This window comes from Burkholderia sp. LS-044 (assembly GCF_004803625.1).
GTDB lineage: Bacteria > Pseudomonadota > Gammaproteobacteria > Burkholderiales > Burkholderiaceae > Burkholderia > Burkholderia cepacia.
In genome coordinates this window covers 55,641-74,445 of record NZ_SSWO01000019.1, presented here as the reverse complement: position 1 = coordinate 74,445, position 18,805 = coordinate 55,641, and the positions used below count along the sequence as shown (strand labels likewise).

Genomic DNA, 18,805 nt, shown 5'->3' with positions numbered 1-18,805 from the left:
ACTACATTGCGAAAAGCACACTGTTGCGCGCGTACAGCTTTCAGATGGACCGCAGAAAGGCAGCGGACACGCCCAGTCGCAGGTCCGAGGAGAGGGCGCGCGACCGCGCGATCTCCTTGGTGAGCTGCTTCACCGTGCGGCACGCCAGCGTCAGTTCGCCGTGGGGCGACATGGCCAGCGCAATGAAGCGCGGCACGGACGGCTCAACCACCATTGACGCCTGCAACCGGCATTCTTTTTCAAGAGTGGCAATCGCGTAAGGTCCGAGCAACCCATAGATGCCGCCATCGGCCACGATGTGGCCCTGCAGACTCAACGAGTCGGCTTCTGCCGCAAAATTCAGGGAGACCTGATGTTCACCGGCAATTTGTTCGAGCCGGTCGCGCCAGCTATTGGGGCGGCAGAAAAAGACCAGCGGAATCCCGTCGAGCTTTGAAAAAGCAATAGTAGGGTGCTTGGTCAAAGGGTCGCCTTCCGCGCCGACCAGGTAAGTCGCCGCCTCAACCAAATACTCGTCACCGTCTTTCGGCGTCGGGCTATTTCGAAAGAGGATGGCGAGGTCAACACTGCCGTTTTCCAACCACGTATCCAACAAAGCCCCCTGACCCTCGCGCACCTGTAACTGCACTAGGGGATAACGTTCTCGAAGGCGATGGTAGAGCGTGCTGACCAGCGGATGAGCGGTGGAGGGCAAGATTCCGAGTCGGACCACGCCGATCGGCTCTCCGGCCGAACTGCGAATGTCGTTGGATAACTGTTCCGTGCTGGCCAGCCATGTCCTGACGCGCGGGGCAATCCGCGCCCCCAAATCGGTCAATACCACGCCGCGCCCCGTCCGTTGGAACAGGCGGCCGCCGCAGTATTGCTCCAGTTCAACGATCTGGCGGCTGATATGTGGCTGGCTGGTTCCGTAGGCAACGGCCGCCTTGCTCAAGCTCCCGAGTTCCGCCGCGTCGATGAAAAGCTTCCAAGCCGCGTAGTCCACTTTCCGGCCTCCAATCAGATATGTCAAATCAGTATATCTGAAATGTGCTGCTAGGCAGTTCTCGCATGAGGCGTCCATCCCTACACTGCAACGCATGCACCGTTGTTCCAGCTTGAAGCGAAACGAGCAGCGGGCTCTCCTCTACGAAAGAGGAGCGGAAAAGCTCACATTTGGAGACGTCATGAAAGCAATCGATCTGCGCGGTCTGGTCCCGGCACCCGTTACCCCTTTCACCCGCGACGGCGCGGTGGACCATGCAGCAATTCAACGTCTGGGCTCCTGGCTCGGCAGCATTGAAGGCGTGAAAGGTCTGACGGTGCTCGGCCACGCTGGCGAAGGCACGTTCATGACGCAGAAAGAACAGGCTCAGGTCATCGAAAGCTTCGTTAAGTCCGTCGACGGCAAGATTCCGGTCATCGCCGGTATCACGCTCGAAGGTACGCAAGTCGCCGTCGACGAAGCGAAGCGCGCGGTCGAGGCCGGCGCGTCGGCTGGTCTGGTGTATCCGTCGCACGGCTGGTTGCGCTTCGGCTACCAGAAGGGTGCGCCGCAGGACCGCTACCGCGCCATCTACGAAGGCAGCGGCCTGCCGCTGATCCTGTTCCAGTACCCGGATGCCACCAAGGCGACGTACAACCTCGAAACGCAACTCGAAATCGCCGCACAGCCGGGCGTGTTCGCGATGAAAAACGGCGTGCGCAACATGCGTCGCTGGGATGTTGAAATCCCCATCATCCGTCGCGAGCGTCCGGAACTGCAAATCCTGACCTGCCACGACGAGTATCTGCTGCACACGATGTTCGACGTTGACGGTGCACTGGTCGGCTACGGCGGCCTGGCCCCCGAGCCGCTCATCGAGCTGATCAAGGCCGGTAAGGCGAAAGACTACGCGGCCGCACGCGCGATCCACGATCGTCTGCTGCCCGTCACGCGCAATGTGTACCACCGTGGCTCGCACATGGAAGGCACCGTGGCACTCAAGCACGGCCTCGTGGCTCGCGGGATTCTCGAGCACGCGACGGTGCGCTCGCCGCTGCTGCCGCTCGCGGAAGGCGCGGACGTTGAAATCGCCGACGCACTGCGTTCGGCAGGCCTCGTCGACTGACGCGGAAGCGGCGCATTCATAGCCGTTATGACGATAGCGAAGCGCTGCCCCCGCTTCGCTATCCGCGTTAAGCCGTCACGGCGACGCACGAACGCTCGTTTCGCACGTCGCCCATAACAGGATCGGGAAACGACCAAACAAGCTCCAACATCGCGACACTACAAGACAGAAGCGCGACGGTGCTTAAAAAAGACGAAGTCCGAGGGCCCATAAAATGCAGCTTTTCAGGAGACAGCATGAACACCCCTTTGACCGCCTACAGCGTCGGTGTTGGTCAATCCGAGAGCGCAACGCGCACCACGAGCGAGCAGTTGCGTGCGGCGAACCTGCTGTTCCGAATCGAGAACGTACCGTTCTGCCGGTGGCACACCAAGGCCCGTATCATCATGGGCAGCGCGACCTTCTTTGACGCATTCGACGCCCTATCGCTTGCCTTCGTACTGCCCGTATTGATTGGCCTCTGGCATCTCTCGGCCGGCCAGATCGGCGTGCTGATCGCCGCCGGCTATCTCGGCCAGGTCGTAGGCGCGTTGGTGTTCGGCTGGCTCGCTGAGCGCATCGGTCGCGTACCGAGTGCGACGGTGACTGTGGGCGTGATGTCGGCCATGAGCATCGTCTGCGCATTCACCGGCAGCTTCCATATGCTGTTCCTAATGCGCTTTCTGCAAGGCATCGGCGTGGGAGGAGAAGTGCCCGTCGCGGCCACGTACATCAACGAGCTGTCGCAAGCGCACGGCCGGGGACGTTTCTTTATTTTGTACGAACTCATTTTCCCGCTGGGTTTGCTCGCAGCCGCGCAACTGGGGGCGTTCATCGTCCCCCGCTTCGGTTGGGAGTACATGTTCCTCGTGGGGGGCATCCCGGGCATAATTGTCGCCTTCCTGATCGCACGACTCCCGGAATCGCCGCGCTGGCTCATTTCAAAGGGGCGCTTCGATAAGGCGGAAGGAATCATCGAGCGACTGGAGGCCAGCACGCCCAAGCGAAACCTTGATACGAAAACGCAGAAGGCCGAAGTTGATGAGCGCGTGGTCGGCCTGCTGAACGGCCTGCAGTCGAAGCAGACGGGATCGTGGAAGGAACTTTTTTCGCCGTTCTACCGCGGGCGCACCATCGTAGTGTGGTTACTTTGGGCGACCTCATATTTTGTCGCGAACGGCATCAACAACTGGCTGCCCAGCCTCTACAAGACGGTCTACCATCTGCCGCTGCAAGAGTCGCTTCACATGGCGTCCATCTCGAACGTCCTGAGTACGTGCGGGGTGCTTGCCTGCGCGTTGCTGATCGATCGTGTCGGGCGCCGCCGCTGGGCAATGGCCTGCTTCATCATCAGCGGGATCCTGCTCGCCGCTCTGGGTATTCATGGAGCAGGTAGTGCCTGGTCAGTGATGTTCTTGGGATCTTCCGCATACGCAGTGATGGCAACCACAACCGTACTGCTGTACCTGTACACACCTGAAATCTATCCGACCCGGATGCGCGCGATTGGTACTGGCCTCGCGACGTCCTGGCTGCGGGCCGCTTCTGCTGCCGCGCCTGCGATCGTGGGCGTCGTATTGACAGGGAAGGGCATCGCGGCGGTATTCATCCTTTTTGCGGTGGTCAGCGCTGTGGGTTTCTTTGTAGCTTCGCGAATGGTGGAGACCACCAATCGCGCTCTCGAAGAGATCTCCCCGTAACCGCTCGCATCCCTTGCCGCTCCTTCTCCTGATGTGAGTCAAGGGGAAGGAGCGTCCTGGTTCGAAACACCGATAATTTCAGCGCGACAGGTTCACAGATAGCGACAACGTTCCACGACTCTGTTTGTAGTCCTTATCGGATGTCGTGCGGCAAAGATCGCATATAACAAAACGAATGGAGACAACGGAAATGAAAAAGGCACAACGGGTCATGGCCCGCGCTTCGATGCGGAAAGTCGCTGGCACACTTGGCGTAGCAGCGATGCTCAGCGCCGGCCTCGCATTGACCTCTGTCGGCGCCCGCGCAGATAGTGGTTCGCAAGTCCAGCTGTATGGGATCGTCGGCACCTATGTCGGCAGTGTCAAACGTAGCGATACGCCTCAATCCACGGTACTCATAGGCAGCGGCGGATTGACCACATCATTCTGGGGAATCCGCGGCAAGGAAGATCTGGGCGGCGGTGTCAGCGCCATCTTCGCTCTGGAGAGCTTCTTCCAGCCTCAAAACGGCGCGCAGGGCCGCAATGCCACAGACCCGTTCTTTTCACGCAATGCGTACGTGGGCTTTCAAGGCGACTTCGGTCAGTTGACCTTCGGGCGCCAAAGAAATCCGACCTATACGGCCGAATCCCTCATCAACCCGTTCAGTTCGTCGACTGTCTTTTCGCCTCTCGTCCTCCAGACGTTCGTGACCAACTATGGTGGCACGATCATTGGCGATACGGTGTGGAACAACACCGCCAAGTACACAACACCGGACTTCAAAGGTTTCGGCGCAACCGTGATCTATGGCCTGGGTGGCGTTGCGGGGTCGCCCGGCGTCGGCAATCTCGGCGCGCATTTGAATTATCAAGGTCACGGTCTCACGGCAGTGGTGTCCGGCCAGCGCGTACGCTACACCGCAGCGGGGCCAGTGGGCGCACAATACGCCTACCTCGCGGGCGCGGCCTATGACTTCAAGCTCGTGACACTTTATGGCGCGTGGGCGATGACAAGTGACGTGAGTACGCCGACAGGCAGCCACACGTACGAGGCGGGTTTTTCGATCCCGTTCACACCGGCCGATTTCCTGCTTGCTGAGTGGGCGCGTACGCAACGGTCCGGTCCTACGCATACGACCAACAGCCTTCGCAATACTGCCGCACTCGGTTACGACCATCTGCTGTCCAAGCGGACGGACATTTACGCAATTTACTCTATCGACAAGCTGAGCGATCATCCCATCGGCAACACCTTTGCCGTCGGCATTCGGCACACGTTCTAGAAAGCGTTCACCCTTTTGTCGTCACTTCCTGTCTCTGAAAAGCTCGGCGGCGAGGTCGGTTACGGGCCGGTCATATACGAGGGGCGTTCGGGATTCGCAAATTCCGCCGAGTCTGGTGCTAAGCTGCTGATTCGAGAGGGGAAACGCTGACATCCGCTCGGTAGTCCGTGACAGCGACGTGGACGCCAGCAGCGACAAGTGCCAGAACCCAGGCACCTCATGCGAAGGGATTCAGGGGCCGTCTTGCCTGAGCGCCGAGCGCACCGCTTGCGGGGTTTTTCCGGTCCATGCCTGAAATGCCCGCGCGAAGGAGTTGGGATCTTCGAAACCCAGCAGGAAGGAAATTTCTGCGCCGGACATTGATGAATTGACGAGGTAGTGTGTAGTGGTCAACTAATCCCGGACACTGCGTTAAGTTTTTCTTCCGCAACCGCCGGCGCCAGTCCGTCATTGAACTGATGCGGCCGTATCCAGTTGTACCGGTGCATCAGGTAGTGGCTGATGTCCCGGTGTGCCTCCTGCGCCGACATGTAGCCCACTGACGGTAGCCATTCGGTCTTGAAGCTGCGGAACAGCCTCTCCATCGGGGAGTTATCCCAACAATTTCCTCGACGGCTCATGCTCTGCTGTATCCGATAGCGCCAGAGGCGCTGACGGAATTTCCGGCTTGCATATTGGCCGCCTTGATCCGAGTGAAACAGCAAGCCTTGCGGTCGACCACGTTGCTCATAGGCCATCTCCAACGCCTGCACGACCAGATCGGCATCAGGGCGTGTCGAGAACGCCCAGCCAACAACCCGACGCGTGAACAGGTCGAGTACTACGGCCAGATAATGCCAACGTCCCTGCGCCCAGACATACGTGATGTCACCACACCACACCACACCTGATTCGGCGTACCAACCTCGAATTCGCGATTGAGATGGTTCGGGATATCGATCCGCTCGACCGTGGCCTGCTTGTAGGCATGGCGACCCGGCTGCTTGCAGATCAACCCGAGTTCTTCCATCAAGCGGCTGACCTTGAAGCGTCCAATCGCCGTACCTTCCTCGCGCATCATGCCCATGATGCTGCGACTGCCAGCAGAGCTTCGACTCTCGATGAACAGCTCGTGTACCCGGCTACGCAGTACCATGCGCTCGGTATCAACGCGTCGGGCTCGCCCTCGGTGTGCATACAGGCAGGACCGCGACACGTCGAATACCGCGCAGATCAGCTCGACCGATTCGCTTGCGCCAATCTGATCAATTACTTCGTACGTTCGATGCCTTCCGACATCAAGAGCGCGGTAGCCTTTTTTAAAATGGCCTTCTCACGCTCGAGGCGTTCGATACGCGCCTCGAGTTCCTGAATACGCTGTTGATCCGGCGTGATTGCCTTGCCCTGCGGCGTGACGCCCTGGCGTTCCATCTGAAGTTGCTGCACCCAGCGGCGCAGCACCGTCTCGCCGACGCCGACCGAGCGGCTTGCTTCCATATGGCTATAACCCTGGTCGAGCACCAGACAGGCGGCTTGCTGTTTGAACTCCGGGGAAAACGTACGTCGTTGCTTGCTCATCAGACACCTCTTCATGGCGACCATTCTCGCCTAAATCAGTGTCCGGATTCATTAGACCACTACAGTCGGGCGATGTGTCGGCGATCGCGGCCGGCGTCGTCGGGTGGGCGGTGTTTGCGCTGTTCCTGCACGACCCGTTGATCGGCGTGCGGCCGTCCGGTTGAACGTTCCGCGTACGCAGGCTCGGCGACCGCGTCACGCTGATCGGCCGCGGCCCGGCGCGCGAGCGGCAGGCATCGCCCGGCCTACCGGCCGACGCATTGCAGATCGGCGGCAGCATTGACCGACGGCGGGCACGATCGCGCGGCGGCTGGCGAGTTCGCCCGCGCATCGACGCGAGCGCATAGCGACGACGCTCGCGGCGCGCGCGTCAGATCGGCCTGACGAACAGCCCGACCGTCAGTGCCGCGCCGATACAGACGATCGCGATCCGCAGCACGCGCTCGTTCACGCGGTGCAGCGCCCATGCGCCGAGCAGGCCGCCGACGATCGCGCCGCTGCCGAGCGCAAGCGCCGCGCCCCAGTGCAATTGCGGCGAGGTGACGAACAGCAGGACCGCCGACGCGTTCATCACGCCCGCGAGAGCGTTCTTGGTCGACATCGCGTGACGCGGCGACAGGCCGGCCATCGTGAGCGCGGCCATCATCAGGAAGCCGATGCCGCCGCCGAAATAGCCGCCGTAGATCGCGATCAGGAACTGCGAGATCCCGGCCGCCATCGGGCCGAGATGCTGCGCGGCCTCGGTCGGCTTGCGGAAGAAGCTGCCCCATGCGAACACGACGGTTGCGAACAGCACGAGCCACGGCACCAGCTGCGAGAAGATCGACGACGGCGTTTTGAGCAGCAGCAGCCCGCCGAGCGCGCCGCCGATCACGCTGATCACGAACAGCGCGCGAAACGACAGCGTGCCTGCGCCGCGGACCATCTTGCGGCTTGCCCAGCCGGTCGTGACCTGGCCGGGAAACAGCGCGACCGTCGACGTGATGTTGGCCGCGAGCGGCGACATCCCCGATACGATCAGCGCCGGTAGCGTGACGAATGAACCGCCACCCGCGAGGGCATTCTGGAGACCGGCCCACAGGCCGGCGAGGATGATGAGGACGAGCATCGGTGCGCAGGAAGGGTAGCGTGGCAGGGCGCGCCGGCGGCGAGCGCGAGCGCGAAGGTGGCCCGATGGTAATGCAGGATCGCGTCCGCGCAAAGGCGGTGCGTGCGCTCCGTTTCAGACGCGCACGGGCGGCCGCCGTGCGGCGGCGCATCGGCCGGCTGCGTCAACCGGTCGTGTCAACCCGTCGCATCAACCAACCGCGTCACCCAACGGCGTCACCCAACGGCGTCAACCAACGGCGTCAACCAGCCGGCGCGGGCAGCGCCGACGCCCGGTCATTCGTTCGATTGCGCCGCGGCATCTTCCTGCGTATCGCCGTCGGCGTCCGGATAGACGATCGCACCGTCATCGCGGACCGTCGCGCCGGCCGTGATGCGCGCCGGCTCCACACGATTCAGGCCCATGATGTGCAGCACCGTCTCGCCGCGCGCGAGCAGGTAGTCGGACACGATACGCCGGTGACAGCGCCACCAGACGGCCTCCGAACACATGAGCGCGCAGCGCTGCTGCTCCCCGAGCGCGATCAGCCGCGCGAGGCCGGCGCGGAATTCCGGCGACAGCGCGTAGTCGGCGTACCGATGGAAGCTGCGGTTCGTCCAGAAGCCGTTGAGTGCGTCGGGCACGTCGCGCGACTTGCCGCGCAGCCCGCCGAGCTCGGCGATGTGCTCGTAGCCGATGTCGGCAGCGGCCAGCGCGTCGGGCAGCGTTGCCTCGTTGAACTGCGGGTTGGTGCGCGAGCGCGTCATCTTGCGGATATCGACGAGCAGCGTGATGTCGACGGCCCGCAGCATCGCGACGAGTTCGTCGAGCGTGCGGTTCGAATGGCCGATCGTGTAGAACGGGAGCGTCACGTGCGCTCCTTGCCGGCGACGCGTTCGAGCACGCGGCCGCGATGCGCGGCGATGTGGTCGGTGCGATCGCTTTTGATTTCGTATTGGGGATCGTCGGGCGACGCGCGATGACGATGGCCCTTGTAGTCGAAATCCTGCGTGTGCACCGCGATGATCGTGCCGGTCACGTAACCGGCTTCGGAATTCCAGCGGACATGGTCGCCCGGTTCGAACGGCGTCGTCATGCGTGAGCCTCCTCGTGGTGATGCTCTTGCGATACGGCCGCAAGCGGCGGGTGGAGCGAGCCACGCCAGTATGCACGTCGCCGCGCTTTCGCGCGTGCGAGGTGCATCGTGTGGGGCCTCGGTCAGGCTCGTCCATGCAATCTGCATGCCCCGTATCGACGTCTGAAGTGACATTTTTACTTCGCGAACGTTGACGACTTTGCTTTGGCCGACGGCTCGACGACGATCAGGCGAAGCAGATGAAAGTCGATCCCGATCCGATCGTCCGGCATTTGGCGCTGTCTCCGAACGACCGCCTCGAATCGGCGCGCGGTTCGGCAATGGACCGCCGACAGGACATCGTGCATCAGCAAAACTCTGGCAGTTTTTGCAGATGCGTTGTCATCTTCCACAAATTCATGCTGGCTGGATGTCGATAAAGTACGCATCACGCAGACGCTTCAAAGCACCGACGTGCCGGGTTCCCGTGCTTCGACCCGGTAGTGAACAAGCGTTGTGCGATGTCGATGGCCGCGATGCGTCATGAACCCATGATGCAGCGCTTCGAGCGCTGCTCAGCACCATCGACGGATTGCCGAGAGATCGACCGTAAGGTCGGGTCAGATTGGGGAGTTAATCATCATGAAACTTGTCATTTCGAAAGTCGCAAAGGCAATCGTGTCCGCGTGCGCCATTCAGAGGGCCGACGTCATGGTCTGCAATTCGGCGGGACAGCAGATCCCGTACGTCATGTTGTTCACCATGTATGGCTTCGTCTGAGCGCGGCGCCACGGCCTCACAAGGAAGGAGATTCTCATGCGCACGACAATTGCAGCGATACTCTGGTTCGTCACGTGCATCCCGTTTGCCGCGAGCGCCGGTGTAGTCGATGCGGGCTGCGCCGCGGCCGTGGTCACGAGCGGAAAGACGCGCGCCGAAGTGCGGGCCGAACTCGTTCAGGCAGAACGCGACGGCTGGATTTCGACTCACTCGCCCAGGCAGCGGACCTATCCGCCCGATATGGCGCAGGCTCGCCGGAATCGGGATGTCCGCGATGCAGGCGCGGTGGCGACGCCATCCTTGCAGGCGTCGAACCAGCAGCCTTGAACAATGACCCTGGCGTCCGCATGCTGGCGCTGCAATATCGCTGCATCGTCATGTAGGCTCCAGGGCGAGCCACGCTCAGAACTTATGTCGTATAGCGAGCCGATAAACCATCTGGTGGTTATTCGACGAATCTCCGGAGCCGCCGATGTTGGCGACGGCTGGCGCGCCCGTCGACGATGTGCCCGAAGCGCGCTGCCAGCCGCCGGAGAAGTACACGTCGGTACGCTTCGACAGCAGATAATCCAGCGTGAACGCCACCTGATTGTAGTGCTGGTTGCCGACGGCATTGCCTTGTGCCGTCGTGACGCTCCGCGCGTTCATGTAGTCGTACGCGACGCCGACGAAAAAGACCGGCGTGACACGGTAGTTCAACCCGATGTCGTAGTTGTTGAAGACGGCGGTACCGTTCATGAACCCCGCACCGAGATTGGCGTATTGAACGTTCGAATACGATGCGCTGATCGTCGCGTTTCCGATCGTGTAGGCCGCCGCGATGACGGCGTCCTGATAGGCCTGCGCGACCTGATAGGCCGAGTTCAGAGAGGAGGCCAGCAGATTGAAGCCGCTTGCATAGTTGGTGAACCATCCGTTGCCTGGCGTCGAGGTCGGGTGTTTGAAGTAATCGAACGCCGCGCCGATCTGAAGCGGACCGTGTGTGTAACCGACTCCAAGCGAATAGCCCGACATCGACGTGAAGTCGCCGGGTACGCCGCCAAGGCTATATTCGACGCCAAAGGAGAAGCCGCGGAAGTCCGGGCTCATGTAGCGCACGGAGTTGTTGAATCGCACGCTGTTGCTGGTGTTGTCGAAATCTCCCGGATGCGCGCTCGGCAGGTCGCCAACCGCCGCGGATCCGGCAAGAAACTCGGGGAAATACCACACCATGTCGTATTGACGGCCGGCGGTGAGAGAGCCGTAAGTGTCGCTGCTCAGTCCGACGAAAGCCTGCCGGCCGAACGCCGTGCCGCCCTGGGCAAACTGTCCGTTGTTCACGTTGATGCCGGACTCGAGCGTAAAAATCGCCTTGAGACCGCCACCCAGGTCTTCCTTGCCGGTCAGCCCCCAGCGGCTGCCGTCGATGCCGTCCAGCGAGTCCATGTAGACGGCTTTGCCGCCGCCTACGTTGGTCTGGTAATGAATGCCGTTGTCGATCTCGCCATAGAGTGTGACGCTGCTCTGGCTATGCGCGACGGAACTGGCCAGCCCCACGAGCGAGCCGACAATGATTTCGATTTTTTTGGTTTTCATGAGATCTCCGCAATCAAAAGGCCATACAAAAGAACGGTTCACTTGACGTTCATCGATTCAGCGAGCGGTACCGGTCAGGCCGAAAAGGATTTCTTCAGGCCGTTCTTCGTCAGGCCATAGCAAGCGCCCATCAGCGCCACGCAAGCCGCTGCAATGAGGATTGGCGCGGCTGCCACGCGAAACATCGCGTCGACGCTCCAGTTGTTCGCGTACAGGACGCCCGCGAGGTAAGTGCCGCCCGCGGCGCCGAGCCGACCGAATCCGTAGGCCCACGCGACGCCCGGGGCGCGCAATTCCGGGCTATAGAACAGCGTGCACAACGCGATCGCGCAGGTTTGTCCGCCGCTGATGCAAAAGCCGCAAAAGAAGATCGTCGTGAGTAAAGCGAGATGCGATGAGCCGATCGCGATGGAGATTGCGTACATCGACACGGCGCCGCCGACGTAGACCGCGGACAGAATTCTGTAAGGGCTCGTGCGATCCATGATGGGTCCCATCAGCAGACTGGCCACCATGCCGCCGATGATCACGGTGATGGTCGCCCAGACCACGAGCGCGGGTGGGAACGAGATGGACGCGAGAACGGTCGGCAGCCAGCTCTGCAGAAAATAGAACGCGGCCAGGTTGATGGCGAATACGGCCCACAGCAGGAATGTCCCCACGCGGAATTGTGCGGAGAACAACCCGAGCACACTTGCGTCTGCCGGCTTCTCTTCGTGAGTGACCAGTTCGCTGTCCGCTTGCAGCGTGAAATCGGGAAAGAGGCGCTTGGTTGCACGAAGCAATTCACCGGGCTGCGCGTTCGCCGACAGGTAGGCCACGGATTCCGGCAGCAGCGGGACGAGCAACACCGTCAAGCCGACTGCCGCGAGCCCGCCCAGCCACAGTGGGCCTTCCCAGCCGAACCGCGGGATCAACGCGCTGCTGCAGATGCCCGCGAAGATGAACCCCAGCGCATATCCCATGTAGACGAGAATGACGAAAGTCGCGCGGGTTCTCTTCGGGCTGAATTCCGAAACGAGGCCCACCGCGCAAGGCGTGGCCGCTCCGAGCCCGATGCCGGTGAGGAACCTCAAGGCGATCAGCTGCGGCACGCTGGTGGCAAAGACGGTCAGGACGGTGAACAGGCCGAAAGCAGCGGTTGCCACGAAAGCGATCTTCTTCGTGCTGAAGCGTCGGGTCGCGAACGGAATGCCGAAATTGCCGATCAGCAACCCGAAGAACACCGCTGAAAAAATCGCGCCGAATACCGCCTTGGGCAGTTGCCATTCTTTCGCGAGAACGGGCACGATGAAGCTGATGACCTGGGTGTCGAAGCCGTCGAAAAGCATCAGCAGCGCGCAGAAGGCGACGATGAAATACTGCCTCCTGCCGATTCTGCGACTGTCGATGATGTCGTAGACGTTGATTTTCCGTATTTCCACATCGTTCTCCTCGCGTTAAAAGAAAAGGTTTTACTTCGGGTATTGCATTTTCTTGCCGGGTTAAAGGTGGTGGCGCGAATGGGCGAGCATTCGGTGCCATTAAAATGGGATTGAAGAATCGACGATTAATGCGACGAATACTTGATAAATTTACGAAGCTGATTGTTGATGCAAATGCGGCGGCCCGGCGGATTCGATCGACGACCGTGCCGTCCCGTCCCGAACGGGGCGAGCGCCATGCACAATGGTGCGGCGCCATCGTCCGTTCGGTATTGGTGTGAAAAAACTGTCTCGCTTGATTTATTATTCCGTCGCTCCGTATTTCATTGCGTTTGAAGAAATCCGGGGCGCCGGGATCGTGAAGTCATCTTGATTGCACGGAGAAATATTGCCGCAGTCCAGGCAGTATTTATTATTCTTGTGTTGCCGCGGCGGTGCTCCGTTCGGCAGATTGTGCGGTGAGAGCGGTCGATCGAAGCGTAATTCGCGGTCGGTGGCCCGCTGAACTTCGCGGTGCCGTCCACGCCGATCTGCTCGACGCCATCGTGGGGTTCGCCCGGCTCGTCGAGCGTGCACGTGACGCGCCACAGCCCATGTACGAAGCACAATCGGGGCCGAACCGGACTGCATGGGCATCGACACCGTCGAACCGCTCACGCGCGAGCCCGGACGTCGGGCGTCCGGGAAGGGGCGGTCTCGCGCAATGAAGTCGTGGCGCCATTCCAGCGTGGCACGTGATGCGGCTGTGCCTGCTTATGCTTCGCATCGTTCGCCACAATTTCAACATGTCGCTAGAATGCCCGATATGAACCGTTACGTTAGCCTTCCTGATTTTGCGGATCCGGACGCGATCGATCGGCCGGCGGTAGCGATGTGCATGCACGTCGACGAGCATGCTGCCGAAATTCCGGTTCACAAGCATCAGAAGGGGCAGCTGGTGCTGGCGTTGCACGGCGCCGTGACCTGCCGGGTCGCGGGCGCGTTCTGGATCGTCCCGCCGCAATGCGGCGTCTGGATTCCCGGCGAGATGCCGCACAGTAACCATGCGACACCCAATGCCCGGCTTTGCTATCTGTTCGCCGAGCCCGGTGTCGTCGACTTGCCGACGGAGTGCTGCACGCTGTCCATTTCGCCGATGCTGCGCGAAATGATTCTGCATCTGGCCGGTGCGCCGCTCGACTACGAGCAGGGCGGCCATACCGACCGGCTTGCGCGCGTGCTGTTGCATGAGCTGACGTTGATGCCGGTCGAGCGCCTCTATCTGCCGGTTACGGATCATCCGCGCATCCGGCAGATGGCGGACGCATTGAACGCCAATCCCGGCGATCGCAGCACCGTCGCGCAATGGGCGAAGCGTCTCGCCATGAGCGAGCGTTCGCTGGCAAGACTCGTCGTCAGTGAAACGGGACTGACCTTCGGCCGCTGGCGGCAGCAGTTGCAACTGCTCGTTGCGGTGCGCGAGCTTGCCGGCGGCGCTTCCGTGCAACGCGTGTCGGACGAGCTCGGCTATGAGTCGGTAACCGCCTTCATCACCATGTTCAAGAAAGCGCTCGGGCATTCGCCAGGCCGCTATTTCGCCGCGCTGGCTCGCACGCAATCGGAGGCCGGGCTCGCGCCGGCGGCTGCGACCGAGATGGACGACCGAGCGGATGGCGCAGCGGACGTTGTGGGCGATGCATGAAGCCGCGCCTTCGCCCATTTTCCCGCCCGTGACGCCGGGTTCTCCATGCGAGACCGCGCGCATCGAATAGAAATGCTGTAGATCGCGCATTCCGCAGAAGACACTGCAGCCGATACCGCTTTGGCGGCCTTCAATACGACCACACATTCTGCGGCATCCCCCGTAATCTTTGCGCACTCGCCACTGAACTCGCATTGCTTTTACGGAGTTGCAAGATGACCGACTTATCGACGGGGACACCCTCGATCCTTTCCCTGGGCCAGACGAAAGTCGACGACGACCCACTCGAAACCGCCGAATGGCTCGATGCGCTCGATGGCGTGGTTCGGCATGCCGGTGCCGAACGGGCTCAGTACCTGTTCGATCGGCTCGCGGCCCACGCGTCGTCCAACGGTATCGCAACGGCGCGCCTCAATGTCACGCCCTACGTGAATACGATCGCCGTCGCTCAGCAGCCGCCGTATCCGGGAGACTTCGATATCGAAGAAAAGCTTGCCGCCGCGCTGCGCTGGAATGCGCTGGCCATGGTCGTGCGGGCCAATCGCGCCTACGGTGAACTCGGCGGGCATATTGCCAGCTATGCGTCGGCGGCCGACCTGTTCGAAGTGGGCTTCAATCATTTCTTTCGCGGCGCGAACGATGCCAACGGTGGCGATCTCGTCTATTTTCAACCCCATTCCGCGCCGGGCGTTTACGCGCGGGCTTACCTCGAAGGTTTTCTCGACGAAGCGCATCTCGAGCATTACCGACAGGAAATCACCGGTGCGGGCCTGTGTTCCTACCCGCATCCGTGGCTGATGCCGGACTTCTGGCAGTTCCCGACCGGCTCGATGGGCATTGGGCCGATCAACTCGATCTACCAGGCGCGCTTCATGCGCTATCTGCAGAACCGCGGACTGCAACGCACGGAAGGCCGCAAGGTGTGGGGCTATTTCGGCGATGGCGAAATGGACGAACCCGAGGCGATCGGCGCGCTGTCGCTGGCCGCGCGCGAGCGGCTCGACAATCTCGTGTTCGTGATCAACTGCAATTTGCAGCGGCTCGACGGACCGGTGCGCAGCAATGGCCGCATCATCGACGAACTCGAGGCGCAGTTTACGGGGGCGGGCTGGAACGTCATCAAGGTGTTGTGGGGTTCGGACTGGGATCCCCTGTTCGCACGCGATCGCAGTGGGGCGCTGTTGCGCGCGTTCGCGCACACCGTGGACGGCCAGTTCCAGACTTTTTCCGCCAACGACGGTGCCTACAATCGTGACCGCTTTTTCGGTCAGAACGCCGAACTGGCCGCACTCGCCGCGCATCTGAGCAACGACGATATCGACCGCCTGCGGCGCGGCGGCCACGATGTGCGCAAATTGCACGCTGCCTACGACAAGGCGTCGAAACACAGCGGGCAACCTACGGTGATTCTCGCGAAGACGATGAAGGGCTTCGGCATGGGCTCGATCGGCCAGGGGCGCATGACCACACATCAGCAGAAGAAGCTCGACATCGAACAGTTGAAGGCGTTTCGCGACCGCTTTCGCCTGCCGCTCTCCGACGACGATGTCGAACAACTCAAGTTCTACAAGCCGGACGAAAGCAGTGCCGTCATGCAGTATCTGCACGCGCGCCGTGCGGCGCTGGGCGGCTACCTTCCGCGCAGGCGCACAGCGGCGTCGCACGCGCCGGCCGTGCCCGCGATGTCGTCGTGGGGACGATTCGCGCTCGATACCAACGACAAGGAAATGTCGACCACGATGGCGTTCGTGCGCATGCTCGGCAACCTGTTGAAGGACGCCGAGCTGGGGCCGCGTGTGGTGCCCGTCGTCGCCGACGAGGCGCGCACCTTCGGCATGGCGAATCTGTTCCGGCAAATCGGCATCTATTCTCCGCTCGGTCAACTGTACGAGCCGGAAGACATGGGTTCGATGCTTTATTACCGTGAGGATACCGGCGGCCAGATTCTGGAAGAGGGCATCTCCGAGGCGGGCGCGGTGTCGTCGTGGATTGCCGCGGCGACGTCATACAGCGTGCACGATCTGACGATGCTGCCGTTCTATATCTACTACTCGATGTTCGGTTTCCAGCGCATCGGCGACCTGATCTGGGCGGCTGCCGATCAGCGCGCGCGCGGTTTCCTGATCGGCGCGACGGCCGGCAAGACGACGCTCGGCGGTGAAGGTCTGCAGCATCAAGACGGCACGAGCCACCTCGCGGCCTCGACGATACCGAACTGCCGCGCGTACGATCCGGCCTTCGCGTACGAAGTGGCGATGATCGTCGACGAGGGCATGCAGGAGATGATCGCGCGTCAGCGCGACGTCTTTTACTACATGACGGTCACCAACGAAAACTACGCACAACGTTCGTTGACTGAAGCGGATCTCGATCGCGTCCGTAGCGGCGTGCTCAAGGGGATGTACGTGCTGGAGCCCGCGCAGATCGAGATCGCGCAGGTGCAGTTGCTCGGCTCGGGCGCGATTCTCGGTGAGGTCCAGGCCGCGGCACGGATGTTGAAAGACGACTGGAATATCGACGCGGCCGTCTGGAGCGTGACGAGCTTTACCGAATTGCATCGCGACGGCGTGTCCGCGGAGCGTGCGCAGCGGCTACTGGATCACGGCGAGCCTGCGGTGCCCTACGTGACGGCCGCCCTGGGCGCCGCACGTGGACCGGTGATCGCCGCGACCGACTATGTGCGCGCCGTGCCCGAGCTGATCCGCGCGTATGTACCGTCCCGCTACGTCGTGCTCGGCACCGACGGCTTCGGGCGCAGCGATACACGTGCGGCGTTGCGTGCGTTCTTCGAAGTGGACCGTGCGTCGATCGTGATCGCCGCGCTGAAAGCACTCGTCGACGAGGGCCGGCAGGACCCTGACGTCGTGCGTCAGGCGATCGACCGATACGGGCGAAGCGGAACCGGGCTGACCGAACCCTGGCTGGTCTAGCACCCGTTGACCGGTGAGCGTCGTGCGAGCGGCGCGCGAAGTGGCTGCTCGAAGGCCTTGCGCGTCCATCGGTCCATCGCGGGAAATCCGATCGAATCAAGTGCGTCCGACCTGATGAAGAGGGGGCGTTGACTGTTGAAATGCTTGCTGTTGGAGACGAATGTGCGGGTGACACGAATAGAAGTGCCGGATATCGGCGATTACAAGAACATCCCCGTGATCGAAGTTCTGGTGGGAGTCGGACAACGCGTCGAACGGGAGCAGTCGCTCGTCGTGCTCGAGTCGGACAAGGCGACGATGGATGTGCCCAGTCCCACCGCTGGCGTGATCAAGGAGATGAAGGTCGCCGTCGGCGAGACGGTGTCGCAAGGCACGTTGATCGCGCTGCTCGACAGCGACGGCGAGCGGCAGGACGACGCGGCGCCTGTGCCTGCGGCCGCCTCGGCTGCGCGCGATCTCGCGTGTCCGTCGGCGAATGTCGCGACAGGGCTGGTGCCGGCGCTTGCGCCGGCGCCCGAACTGAACTCCGCATCCGCGCCATTGCATCACGCGCCGGCGCGCGAAGGCGAGCCGTCTCGCGCCAGCCACGCATCGCCGTCGGTGCGCAAGTTCGCGCGCGAGCTCGGCGTCGACGTCGCGCGCGTGTCGGGCAGCGGCCCGAAGGGCCGCATCACCAAGGACGACATCACGGGCTTCGTGAAGGGCGTGATGTCGGGCCAGCGCGCGGCGCCGGGCGCGGCAGCCGCGCCGGCAGGCGGCGGCGAGCTGAACCTGCTGCCGTGGCCGAAGGTCGACTTCGCGAAGTTCGGCCCGTTCGAGCCGAAGCCGCTGTCGCGCATCAAGAAGATCTCGGGCGCGAACCTGCATCGCAACTGGGTGATGATCCCGCACGTCACGAACAACGACGAAGCGGACATCACCGAGCTCGAAGCGCTGCGCGTGCAGCTGAACAAGGAGCACGAAAAGGCGGGCGTGAAGTTCACGATGCTCGCGTTCGTGATCAAGGCGGTGGTGGCCGCGCTGAAGAAATTCCCGACCTTCAACGCGAGCCTCGACGGCGACAACCTGGTGTTCAAGCAGTACTACCACATCGGGTTCGCGGCCGACACGCCGAACGGTCTGGTCGTGCCGGTGATCCGCGATGCGGACAAGAAGGGCCTCGTCGACATCGCGAAGGAAATGGCCGAGCTGTCGAAGGCCGCGCGCGACGGCAAGCTCAAGCCCGATCAGATGCTGGGTGGCTGCTTCTCGATCTCGTCGCTCGGCGGGATCGGCGGCACGCACTTCACGCCGATCATCAACGCGCCGGAAGTGGCGATCCTCGGGTTGTCGCGCGGGCAGATGAAGCCGGTGTGGGACGGCAAGCAGTTCGTGCCGCGGTTGACGATGCCGCTTTCCCTGGCGTTCGATCATCGCGTGATCGATGGCGCCGAAGCCGCGCGGTTCAATGCTTATCTTGGCGCGTTGCTCGCGGATTTCCGTCGCATCATTCTTTGATGAGAAGAGGGGCTCGCGGGGGCGTGCGTTTTTGTCGGTGCGCCCCGTACTGTCGTTGAACCTGTTTTGCATACGGTCTGCTAGCGTCGCCCCTGCGCGGGGCGGCGGTTACTTTTCTTTGTCTTCCAAAGAAAAGTAACCAAAAGAAAGGCGCGTCCTTGGGCGG

The 18,805-nt window shown here is 61.9% G+C and carries 15 protein-coding genes and 2 pseudogenes; 9 read left to right on the top strand and 8 right to left on the bottom strand.

Going from position 1 to position 18,805, the window contains the following annotated elements:
• Window positions 1-40: 40 nt before the first annotated feature.
• The gene (locus tag E9536_RS34275) at window positions 41-985 is read right to left on the bottom strand and encodes a LysR family transcriptional regulator (RefSeq protein ID WP_011548554.1); all 945 of its coding nucleotides are present in this window, start codon (window positions 983-985) and stop codon (window positions 41-43) included.
• Between the two features lie 181 nt (window positions 986-1,166).
• Between E9536_RS34275 and E9536_RS34270 the strand changes: the two genes are divergently transcribed.
• The 3 genes from E9536_RS34270 (at window position 1,167) to E9536_RS34260 (ending at window position 5,033) form a co-directional block, all read left to right on the top strand.
• Complete coding sequence (locus E9536_RS34270) at window positions 1,167-2,090, top strand: dihydrodipicolinate synthase family protein (protein ID WP_011548553.1); 924 nt, start codon at window positions 1,167-1,169, stop codon at window positions 2,088-2,090.
• Between the two features lie 236 nt (window positions 2,091-2,326).
• Complete coding sequence (locus E9536_RS34265) at window positions 2,327-3,769, top strand: MFS transporter (protein WP_136472269.1); 1,443 nt, start codon at window positions 2,327-2,329, stop codon at window positions 3,767-3,769.
• A 190-nt stretch (window positions 3,770-3,959) separates the two neighbouring features.
• Entirely contained in the window at window positions 3,960-5,033 is a 1,074-nt protein-coding gene (locus E9536_RS34260) for a porin (RefSeq protein ID WP_011548551.1), read from the top strand.
• A 231-nt stretch (window positions 5,034-5,264) separates the two neighbouring features.
• Here the strand turns inward: E9536_RS34260 and E9536_RS34255 are convergent, their stop codons facing one another.
• Together E9536_RS34255 and E9536_RS34250 are read right to left on the bottom strand one after the other, a co-directional pair.
• Window positions 5,265-5,426 carry an AraC family transcriptional regulator gene (locus E9536_RS34255; RefSeq protein ID WP_200094992.1) on the bottom strand — a complete coding sequence of 54 codons (162 nt, stop codon included), beginning with the start codon at window positions 5,424-5,426 and terminating at the stop codon, window positions 5,265-5,267.
• Window positions 5,423-6,590, bottom strand: a pseudogene (locus E9536_RS34250) (IS3 family transposase). The gene E9536_RS34255 and the pseudogene E9536_RS34250 overlap by 4 nt, the downstream one beginning before the upstream one ends.
• A gap of 65 nt (window positions 6,591-6,655) precedes the next feature.
• Between E9536_RS34250 and E9536_RS42700 the strand changes: the two are divergent.
• A pseudogene (locus tag E9536_RS42700) lies at window positions 6,656-6,754 on the top strand (protein NrnU); the annotation flags it as partial.
• A gap of 206 nt (window positions 6,755-6,960) precedes the next feature.
• Here E9536_RS42700 and E9536_RS34240 read toward each other — a convergent pair.
• From E9536_RS34240 to E9536_RS34230, 3 genes are all read right to left on the bottom strand, one after another.
• Window positions 6,961-7,698, bottom strand: a complete 738-nt coding sequence (locus tag E9536_RS34240) for a sulfite exporter TauE/SafE family protein (protein WP_011548548.1) — start codon at window positions 7,696-7,698, stop codon at window positions 6,961-6,963.
• A 275-nt stretch (window positions 7,699-7,973) separates the two neighbouring features.
• Complete coding sequence (locus E9536_RS34235) at window positions 7,974-8,549, bottom strand: DUF488 domain-containing protein (protein ID WP_011548547.1); 576 nt, start codon at window positions 8,547-8,549, stop codon at window positions 7,974-7,976.
• Window positions 8,546-8,773 (bottom strand): DUF2945 domain-containing protein, encoded by a 228-nt coding sequence (locus E9536_RS34230; RefSeq protein ID WP_011548546.1) that lies wholly within the window; start codon window positions 8,771-8,773, stop codon window positions 8,546-8,548. The genes E9536_RS34235 and E9536_RS34230 overlap by 4 nt, the downstream gene beginning before the upstream one ends.
• A gap of 239 nt (window positions 8,774-9,012) precedes the next feature.
• Here E9536_RS34230 and E9536_RS34225 point away from each other — a divergent pair, with 239 nt between their 5' ends.
• Together E9536_RS34225 and E9536_RS34220 are read left to right on the top strand one after the other, a co-directional pair.
• Window positions 9,013-9,192 (top strand): hypothetical protein, encoded by a 180-nt coding sequence (locus E9536_RS34225; protein WP_124675975.1) that lies wholly within the window; start codon window positions 9,013-9,015, stop codon window positions 9,190-9,192.
• Between the two features lie 376 nt (window positions 9,193-9,568).
• Window positions 9,569-9,859, top strand: coding sequence for a DUF4148 domain-containing protein (locus tag E9536_RS34220; RefSeq protein ID WP_011548544.1), 291 nt, complete (start codon window positions 9,569-9,571; stop codon window positions 9,857-9,859).
• Window positions 9,860-9,934: 75 nt separating this feature from the next.
• On the opposite strand, the gene E9536_RS34215 is transcribed toward E9536_RS34220, so the two are convergent.
• A complete protein-coding gene (locus tag E9536_RS34215) occupies window positions 9,935-11,107 on the bottom strand; it encodes a porin (RefSeq protein WP_011548543.1) in 1,173 nt (390 codons plus the stop codon).
• Between the two features lie 74 nt (window positions 11,108-11,181).
• Window positions 11,182-12,531 (bottom strand): MFS transporter, encoded by a 1,350-nt coding sequence (locus tag E9536_RS34210; protein WP_011694456.1) that lies wholly within the window; start codon window positions 12,529-12,531, stop codon window positions 11,182-11,184.
• A 703-nt stretch (window positions 12,532-13,234) separates the two neighbouring features.
• On the opposite strand from E9536_RS34210, the gene E9536_RS34200 reads away from it, so the two are divergent.
• The 3 genes from E9536_RS34200 to aceF all read left to right on the top strand — a co-directional run bounded on the left by E9536_RS34200 (window position 13,235) and on the right by aceF (window position 18,639).
• Window positions 13,235-14,212, top strand: coding sequence for a helix-turn-helix transcriptional regulator (locus E9536_RS34200; protein ID WP_011548540.1), 978 nt, complete (start codon window positions 13,235-13,237; stop codon window positions 14,210-14,212).
• Window positions 14,213-14,427: 215 nt separating this feature from the next.
• Window positions 14,428-17,142: an alpha-ketoglutarate dehydrogenase gene (mdeB, locus tag E9536_RS34195; RefSeq protein ID WP_011694457.1), complete on the top strand. Its 2,715-nt coding sequence runs from the start codon at window positions 14,428-14,430 to the stop codon at window positions 17,140-17,142.
• A gap of 162 nt (window positions 17,143-17,304) precedes the next feature.
• The gene (gene aceF / locus E9536_RS34190) at window positions 17,305-18,639 is read left to right on the top strand and encodes a dihydrolipoyllysine-residue acetyltransferase (RefSeq protein ID WP_226113945.1); all 1,335 of its coding nucleotides are present in this window, start codon (window positions 17,305-17,307) and stop codon (window positions 18,637-18,639) included.
• Window positions 18,640-18,805 lie beyond the last annotated feature (166 nt).

Bases quoted from the DNA above. Each gene is read 5' to 3' on its own strand.
- E9536_RS34270 (WP_011548553.1), top strand. From the start codon at position 1,167: ATGAAAGCAATCGATCTGCGCGGTCTGGTCCCGGCACCCGTTACCCCT.
- E9536_RS34265 (WP_136472269.1), top strand. From the start codon at position 2,327: ATGAACACCCCTTTGACCGCCTACAGCGTCGGTGTTGGTCAATCCGAG.
- E9536_RS34260 (WP_011548551.1), top strand. From the start codon at position 3,960: ATGAAAAAGGCACAACGGGTCATGGCCCGCGCTTCGATGCGGAAAGTC.
- E9536_RS34240 (WP_011548548.1), bottom strand. From the start codon at position 7,698: ATGCTCGTCCTCATCATCCTCGCCGGCCTGTGGGCCGGTCTCCAGAAT.
- E9536_RS34230 (WP_011548546.1), bottom strand. From the start codon at position 8,773: ATGACGACGCCGTTCGAACCGGGCGACCATGTCCGCTGGAATTCCGAA.
- E9536_RS34225 (WP_124675975.1), top strand. From the start codon at position 9,013: ATGAAAGTCGATCCCGATCCGATCGTCCGGCATTTGGCGCTGTCTCCG.
- E9536_RS34220 (WP_011548544.1), top strand. From the start codon at position 9,569: ATGCGCACGACAATTGCAGCGATACTCTGGTTCGTCACGTGCATCCCG.
- E9536_RS34215 (WP_011548543.1), bottom strand. From the start codon at position 11,107: ATGAAAACCAAAAAAATCGAAATCATTGTCGGCTCGCTCGTGGGGCTG.
- E9536_RS34200 (WP_011548540.1), top strand. From the start codon at position 13,235: ATGAAGTCGTGGCGCCATTCCAGCGTGGCACGTGATGCGGCTGTGCCT.
- mdeB (WP_011694457.1), top strand. From the start codon at position 14,428: ATGACCGACTTATCGACGGGGACACCCTCGATCCTTTCCCTGGGCCAG.